At 63.0% G+C, this 6548-nt stretch carries 8 protein-coding genes; 3 read left to right on the forward strand and 5 right to left on the reverse strand.

Going from position 1 to position 6548, the window contains the following annotated elements; translation table 11 throughout:
* Nucleotides 1-719: hypothetical protein (locus JOZ76_RS07000; RefSeq protein WP_291697894.1), on the reverse strand; the 719-nt coding region annotated here is incomplete at its 3' end.
* Between the two features lie 157 nt (nucleotides 720-876).
* On the opposite strand from JOZ76_RS07000, the gene JOZ76_RS07005 reads away from it, so the two are divergent.
* Nucleotides 877-1911, forward strand: coding sequence for an aspartate-semialdehyde dehydrogenase (locus JOZ76_RS07005; protein ID WP_291697895.1), 1035 nt, complete (start codon nucleotides 877-879; stop codon nucleotides 1909-1911).
* A 23-nt stretch (nucleotides 1912-1934) separates the two neighbouring features.
* Complete coding sequence (locus JOZ76_RS07010) at nucleotides 1935-2489, forward strand: TIGR00645 family protein (RefSeq protein ID WP_291697896.1); 555 nt, start codon at nucleotides 1935-1937, stop codon at nucleotides 2487-2489.
* Nucleotides 2490-2581: 92 nt separating this feature from the next.
* Here the strand turns inward: JOZ76_RS07010 and JOZ76_RS07015 are convergent, their stop codons facing one another.
* Nucleotides 2582-3229 (reverse strand): carbonic anhydrase, encoded by a 648-nt coding sequence (locus JOZ76_RS07015; protein ID WP_291697901.1) that lies wholly within the window; start codon nucleotides 3227-3229, stop codon nucleotides 2582-2584.
* Between the two features lie 169 nt (nucleotides 3230-3398).
* Here JOZ76_RS07015 and JOZ76_RS07020 point away from each other — a divergent pair, with 169 nt between their 5' ends.
* On the forward strand, nucleotides 3399-4274 hold the full coding sequence (locus JOZ76_RS07020) for an HpcH/HpaI aldolase/citrate lyase family protein (protein ID WP_291697897.1): 876 nt from the start codon (nucleotides 3399-3401) through the stop codon (nucleotides 4272-4274).
* Nucleotides 4275-4301: 27 nt separating this feature from the next.
* Here the strand turns inward: JOZ76_RS07020 and JOZ76_RS07025 are convergent, their stop codons facing one another.
* The 3 genes from JOZ76_RS07025 to JOZ76_RS07035 form a co-directional block, all read right to left on the reverse strand.
* Nucleotides 4302-5093, reverse strand: a complete 792-nt coding sequence (locus tag JOZ76_RS07025) for a hypothetical protein (RefSeq protein WP_291697898.1) — start codon at nucleotides 5091-5093, stop codon at nucleotides 4302-4304.
* 27 nt (nucleotides 5094-5120) lie between these two features.
* Nucleotides 5121-5726 carry a 3-isopropylmalate dehydratase small subunit gene (leuD, locus tag JOZ76_RS07030; protein ID WP_291697899.1) on the reverse strand — a complete coding sequence of 202 codons (606 nt, stop codon included), beginning with the start codon at nucleotides 5724-5726 and terminating at the stop codon, nucleotides 5121-5123.
* A gap of 90 nt (nucleotides 5727-5816) precedes the next feature.
* Nucleotides 5817-6239: a metallopeptidase family protein gene (locus JOZ76_RS07035; RefSeq protein WP_291697900.1), complete on the reverse strand. Its 423-nt coding sequence runs from the start codon at nucleotides 6237-6239 to the stop codon at nucleotides 5817-5819.
* Nucleotides 6240-6548 lie beyond the last annotated feature (309 nt).

Raw genomic sequence — 6548 nt, forward strand, 5'->3', positions numbered from 1 at the left:
CCCTGGCAGGACCAACCGGTGAGTTGCAGGACCGGATCGTCGATGCGCTTGACGAAGCCGAGGCAGGCGCCAAAACCATCGCTGGCGCCGGCGCGATGAAACAAGGCAACCGGCCCGAACTTGCTCTCGATCATGCCGGCGGACTCGAGACCGCCGGTGCGATCGGCAGGCATCCGCTCGGCGAGATAGGTGAATGCGTCTGCTGCTGGCCCGGCCTCGGCGCCGATCCGGTAGATTTCCAGCTCGATCTTCGCAGCTTCAGCCTGGGCAGGCCACCGAAAGACGTCCTTGCGGCCGCCCTCGGGATGCCTCAGGATGGTGTAAGTCCTTGATCTATCTTGATCGAAGGCCACAGCGAAGGCAGGGAGAAGCCGACTTGTGACGGTCCAACCGGGCTCGGCGGCACCCTGGAGGAGGTCGGCCAGCGGCAGTTGACGCCAGCCATAGAGTGCCAAAATACCAAGGAGTGCCAAGGTGCCGGCGTAGGCGAACAGGCCCGCTACGGTCCCGCAGATTTCGTCATGGATGCTGGTGAGGAAAGGGTGGATTCGCCGGCTCGGAGGACTAGTGGTCCGACGCCAACATTCGCATTCCACCTGGGTAGGCACGTTTGCGAATGTTGGCGTCAAAGGACCACTAGCCAACTTATTGATGCTAATGGAGCTTTGGATTTGACGTTCGCATGAGGAAGTCACGGCACGCGGGGATGCGAACGTCAAATCCGCTCCACTAGCTGCCGGCTCGGCCCAAAACGCGGGCATGAAAGGCTCGAACACCATGGTAACGTTGTGTTGAGGTGGTTTCTCGCATAGAAGCGCTGGCTCTTCCCTTTCCGCGTGATGCGGCGGGGAGGCGTTTTTCCTCGGAGAGTGAACGATGGGTTACAAAGTCGCAGTGGTCGGCGCGACCGGCAATGTCGGGCGGGAAATGCTCAACATTCTCGACGAGCGCAAATTCCCTGCCGACGAGGTCGTGGCGCTGGCGTCACGCCGCAGCGTCGGCGTCGAGGTCTCCTATGGCGACCGCACCCTGAAGGTCAAGGCGCTCGAGCATTACGACTTCTCCGATGTCGACATCTGTCTGATGTCGGCGGGTGGCACCGTGTCGAAGGAATGGTCGCCAAAAATCGGCGCGGCCGGCGCGGTCGTGATCGACAACTCCTCGGCCTGGCGCATGGACCCGGACGTGCCGCTGATCGTGCCGGAGGTCAATGCCGATGCGGCCGCGAGCTTTGCCAGGAAGAACATCATCGCCAACCCGAACTGCTCGACCGCGCAGCTCGTGGTCGCGCTAAAACCGCTGCACGATGCGGCGACCATTACGCGCGTCGTGGTGGCGACCTATCAGTCGGTGTCGGGCGCCGGCAAGGATGCGATGGACGAACTGTTTTCGCAGACCAAGGCCGTCTACACCAATGACGAGCTGATCACCAAGAAATTCCCGAAGCGCATCGCCTTCAACGTCATCCCCCACATCGACGTCTTCATGGAAGACGGCTATACCAAGGAAGAGTGGAAGATGATGGCGGAGACCAAGAAGATTCTTGATCCCAAGATCAAGCTGTCGGCGACCTGCGTGCGGGTGCCGGTGTTCGTCGGCCATTCGGAAGCCGTCAATGTCGAGTTCGAGAAGCCGATCACGGCCGATGAGGCGCGGGGCCTCCTGCGCAGGGCGCCCGGCTGTCTCGTAATCGACAAGCAGGAGGCGGGCGGCTACGCCACGCCCTACGAGGCGGCCGGCGAGGACGCCACCTATATCAGCCGTATCCGCGAGGATGCGACGGTGGAGAATGGCCTCGCCTTCTGGTGCGTCTCCGACAATCTGCGCAAGGGCGCCGCGCTGAACGCGATTCAGATCGCGGAAGTGCTGATCAACCGCAAGCTGATCACGGCCAAGGAGAAGGCGGCCTGAGCCACGGCAGGGGACGGCAGCACATGTCCGAGCAGGCGGCTCCGTCCCGGCCAGACAGGTTGCGTAAGGCGATCGAGCGCACTGCCGAAACCGCGCTGTTCAACAGCCGCTGGCTGATGGCGCCGTTCTATGTCGGGCTGGTCGTCAGCCTTGCCGTGCTGCTCCTCAAATTCGTGCGGACGCTCTGGGAGTTCATCCTGGAGGCCTCAAGCGCAAGCTGGAAGTCGACCGACACCATTCTCGGCGTGCTTTCTCTGATCGACATGACGCTGGTCGCCAATTTGATCCTGATCGTGGTGTTTTCCGGCTACGAGAACTTTGTCTCGCGCATCGACACGTCAGCGCATCCGAACTGGCCGGTCTGGATGACCAGGATCGATTTCGCCGGACTGAAGCAGAAACTGCTCGCCTCCATTGTCGCGATTTCGGCGATCCACGTGTTGGAAGCATTTTTGAACATCGACCACGCGTTCGACGCCACCAAGATGACCTGGCTGGTCGCCGTGCACCTGGTGTTCGTGATCTCGGCGCTATTGCTCGCGCTGTCCGACCGCTGGACGGACAAGCACGAGGAATAGTGAAGCGTCATTGCGAGGCGCTTTAGCGCCGAAGCAATCCAGACTTATCCGCGGAAAGACTCTGGATTGCTTCGCTTTGCTCGCAATGACGGCTACGTCTCGAGCTTCGCAACGCTCAAAAATTCCTTGGCGATCTTGTCGAGCACGAACAGCGAGCCCTCGGCGACGCCGAAATAGGCGCCGTGCAGCTGCAGTTCGCCGCGTTCGACCTTGGAGCGGACGAACGGAAAGGTCATCAGGTTTTCGAGCGAGCGGAACACCGCGGCCTTTTCGATCCGGACCGTGAAGTCGTGCATCGTCTCGTGGGCGCGCTGCTCGACCACCTCGCCGGGCTTGATGAACATCGCCATCCAGCGGCCGATGAAGTCACCCGGCGACAGCGGCTCGCTCTTGTTGATGAAGGCGCGGATGCCGCCGCATTGCGCATGCCCGAGCACCACGACGTGCTTGACGTGGAGCGCGTTGACCGCAAACTCCAGCGCGGCCGATACGCCGTGCGCGCCCTGATCGGGCTGATAGACCGGCACCAGATTGGCGACGTTGCGCACCACGAACAATTCGCCGGGGCCGGCATCGAAGATGACCTCGGGCGAGACGCGGGAGTCGCAGCAGCCGATCACCATGGCTTCGGGCGATTGCCCGCGCACGGACAATTCACGATAGCGGGTCTGTTCAGTGGGGAGCCGCTGGGTCCGGAATGTCCGGTAGCCGTCGAGCAGGCTTTTCGGAAACGTGATCATGGTCATGCCTAACCACAGCGGCGGAGGAGGAACAAGCCTTTCGAATGGGCAATTGGAATGGTATCGGCAGGGTTCCCTAGTGGCTTGGATCTGACATTCCCTCTTGTGCACTCGCCGCGGCACGGTAGCGAATGTCAGATCCGCCACACGAAAGCCTGCGAGGAGAATCATGACACGACCGCGCCGCAGCCTGTTGTTCATGCCCGGCTCGAATCCGCGCGCGCTGGACAAGGGCCGCAACCTTCCGGCCGACGGCCTGATCCTTGACCTCGAGGATTCGGTGGCTCCCGACGCCAAGGCGCAGGCCCGCGAGCAGATCGCGCAGGCGATCGCGGACAAGGGTTTTGGCAAGCGCGAGATCCTGATCCGCCTCAACAGCCTCGATGCGCCCTGGTGGGACGACGACCTCGCCATGGCCGCGCGCGCGCAGCCTGACGGCATTCTGGTTCCAAAAGTGTCCAGCGTTCAGGATCTCGCGACGATCGCTACGCGGCTCAACGTGCTCGGCGCAGGCACCGAGGTCAGGGTCTGGGCGATGATCGAGACCGCCCGCGCGGTGCTGCATGCCGAGGAACTCGCGGCGGCCTCACGCGATGTCAACACGCGCCTTGCAGGTTTCGTGTTCGGGCCGAACGACATATCGCGGGAGACGCGGATCAGGATGCTGCCGGGCCGCGCGGCGATGGTGCCGATGATCACGCATTGCATTCTGGCGACCCGCGCGCACGGCCTCGAGATCCTCGATGGCCCCTACAGCGACTTCTCCAATCCTGACGGTTTTGCCGTGGAATGCGCGCAGGCCCGCGATCTCGGCTTTGACGGCAAGACGCTGATCCATCCCGGCCAGATCGATGCCTGCAACGCGATCTTCACGCCGCCACCCGACGAGGTCGCCACCGCGCGCAAGATCATCGCGGCGTTCGAACTGCCGGAAAATGCCGCGCGCGGCGCGATCCAGCTCGATGGCAAAATGGTCGAGCGGCTTCATGCCGACATGGCGCGGCGCACGATCGAGATCGCGGACGCCATCGCCGCGCTGCGCTAATTCCGCTTCAGGCGGTGTTGCGCCAGATCAAGCAGCGGCGAAGCGTTTCGACGCCCAGCCATAAAGGCTGCCGGGAAGTGGAGGCTGGTTGCCGCGCCCTTTCGGCGAGACGTGAAAGCCGACGATACCGGGATCGGCGATGAGCGCGGAAAACTCCGTCGGCTCGAAGAAGCGCGCCGGCTCGGCATGGACGGCATAGAAGGATTTTTTCGGCAATGCGTGGCGAAGCTCGCCGGACCGGCGGGCCAGCGCGGTCAGGGAAGCCGGGCCGAAGATCGCGACACGGATGTCCGACAGCCGATCCGATTTGCCGCTGATGCGGCGCAGCGCAAAGGTCAGGCGATGGCGCAGTGACAGCCAGTCGGGCGTCAGCTCCTTCTGCTGCATCAGCTGCGCGAAGGCCGCCACGATGGGATCATCAGACGGCAGATAGAGCACGGAATTGCCGAGCTGCCGCGGCCGCTCCCAGGCGAAATACGGCTTTTGCGGATCGATCTCGACGGCCTTAAGCAGCAGCACGTCGGCGTCGAGCCACAGGCCCGCGCTCTGCGCCATCAGGCGCATGCGGAAGAAGTCGGAGAACTGCAGCGTGGTCCAGTCGCGCCAGGAGCCGTCCGGCCGCGGCGGCCGCAGCCGTTCGGAAAAGGCGAAGGGCAGTACCGCTTCGGCGTCGGCATGGCGCACGCCATCAGGCAGGCCGGGAAGCGGCGCAAAGCTGTAGACAGTGACCTTGTGGCCCGCTGCGAGCTGCGACCTGAGGCAGGTCTGCCGGAGGCGGTCGAGCGGGCCATGCCAGAAGGTGACGACGTCAGGCCGCATGCGCCACCGTCCGGAACCGCTCCTCGATCAGGCCCAGGCGCGCTCGGTCCTGGCCTTGGCCTCATAGGCATCGATCGAGGACTTCTTTTCCATCGTCAGCCCGATGTCGTCGAGGCCGTTGAGCAGGCAGTGCTTGCGGAACGGATCGATCTCGAACTTCACCTTGCCGCCGTCGGGGCCGCGGATCTCCTGGTTCGGCAGGTCGATGGTCAGCGTCGCATTGGCGCCGCGCTCGGCATCGTCGAACAGCTTGTCGAGATCGGCCTGCGAGACGCGGATCGGCAGAATGCCGTTCTTGAAGCAGTTGTTGTAGAAAATGTCCCCAAACGAGGTCGAGATCACGCAGCGGATGCCGAAATCCAACAGTGCCCAGGGCGCATGCTCGCGGCTGGAGCCGCAGCCGAAATTGTCGCCGGCCACCAGCACTTTGGCGTTCCGATAGGCTACCTTGTTGAGGATGAAATCCTCGTTCTCGCTGCCGTCGTCCTTATAGCGCTGCTCCGAGAACAGACCCTTGCCGAGACCGGTCCGCTTGATGGTCTTCAGATACTGTTTTGGAATGATCATGTCGGTGTCGACATTGATGATCTTCAGGGGCGCCGCAACGCCCTCCAGCGTCGTGAACTTGTCCATAGCTTCCGGTTCTCCGCCGAGATTCTTGATGATGGTGCATCCATTTATCGCGAAAATCGCAGCCCAGGAAGCGCCCGGGCCGCAGGTCTCCTATTCACCGCCCCGGTTGGCTTCTGCTTCCGTTTGGGCCTCGATCGCCTCCATGTCGTCGTCGGAGAGCCCGAAATGGTGGCCGATCTCATGGACCAGGACGTGGCGGACGATGTCGCCGAGCGCCTCCTCATGCTCGGCCCAATAGTCGAGAATCGGCCGCCGGTAGAGCCAGATCATGTTCGGCAGGCGCGGAATGTCGCTGCTGCTCTGGTGTGGCAGGCCAAGACCCTGGAACAGGCCGAGCAGGTCGAACTCGCTGGTCGCCTCCATCTCGTCCAGCACCTCGTTGGTTGGAAAATCCTCGACACGGATGATCAGCCCCTCGCACAGCACGCGAAACCGCGCCGGCAGGCGCGCGAACAGCTCGTGCGCCGTGGCTTCCATGTCCGCGAGCGAGGGGGCTTTCAGGTCGGTCCACATCACGACACTCTTAGCGCGGGTTCCATCGCTGCGCGATCCGAAATTGTGGGCGCGTCATGTCCGCCGATCCCCGTGGCGAAAACAGAGTCGGTGAGGTAGAGATAGTGGTTGTAAGGCATGATCCAAAACGATGGGAACCGATGTCCGGTCGGATCGTGCTGGCAGCGCTTGGGTGGGCGAGATGATCCGGATCATGACGGCAGCAATTTTCGGCGGCGCGATTGTGCTGACCGCCGCGGCGCAGGCGCATCAGGTTCGGCCTGCCGCGGATAGCGCGCAGATGGCGCGGCCTGCGATGGTGCAGCTGGC

The organism is Bradyrhizobium sp. (assembly GCF_019244115.1).
Lineage (GTDB): Bacteria > Pseudomonadota > Alphaproteobacteria > Rhizobiales > Xanthobacteraceae > Bradyrhizobium.

Excerpts from the sequence above, each read along its gene's own strand:
- JOZ76_RS07005 (WP_291697895.1), top strand. The coding sequence starts at position 877 with ATGGGTTACAAAGTCGCAGTGGTCGGCGCGACCGGCAATGTCGGGCGG.
- JOZ76_RS07010 (WP_291697896.1), top strand. The coding sequence starts at position 1,935 with ATGTCCGAGCAGGCGGCTCCGTCCCGGCCAGACAGGTTGCGTAAGGCG.
- JOZ76_RS07015 (WP_291697901.1), bottom strand. The coding sequence starts at position 3,229 with ATGATCACGTTTCCGAAAAGCCTGCTCGACGGCTACCGGACATTCCGG.
- JOZ76_RS07020 (WP_291697897.1), top strand. The coding sequence starts at position 3,399 with ATGACACGACCGCGCCGCAGCCTGTTGTTCATGCCCGGCTCGAATCCG.
- JOZ76_RS07025 (WP_291697898.1), bottom strand. The coding sequence starts at position 5,093 with ATGCGGCCTGACGTCGTCACCTTCTGGCATGGCCCGCTCGACCGCCTC.
- leuD (WP_291697899.1), bottom strand. The coding sequence starts at position 5,726 with ATGGACAAGTTCACGACGCTGGAGGGCGTTGCGGCGCCCCTGAAGATC.
- JOZ76_RS07035 (WP_291697900.1), bottom strand. The coding sequence starts at position 6,239 with ATGTGGACCGACCTGAAAGCCCCCTCGCTCGCGGACATGGAAGCCACG.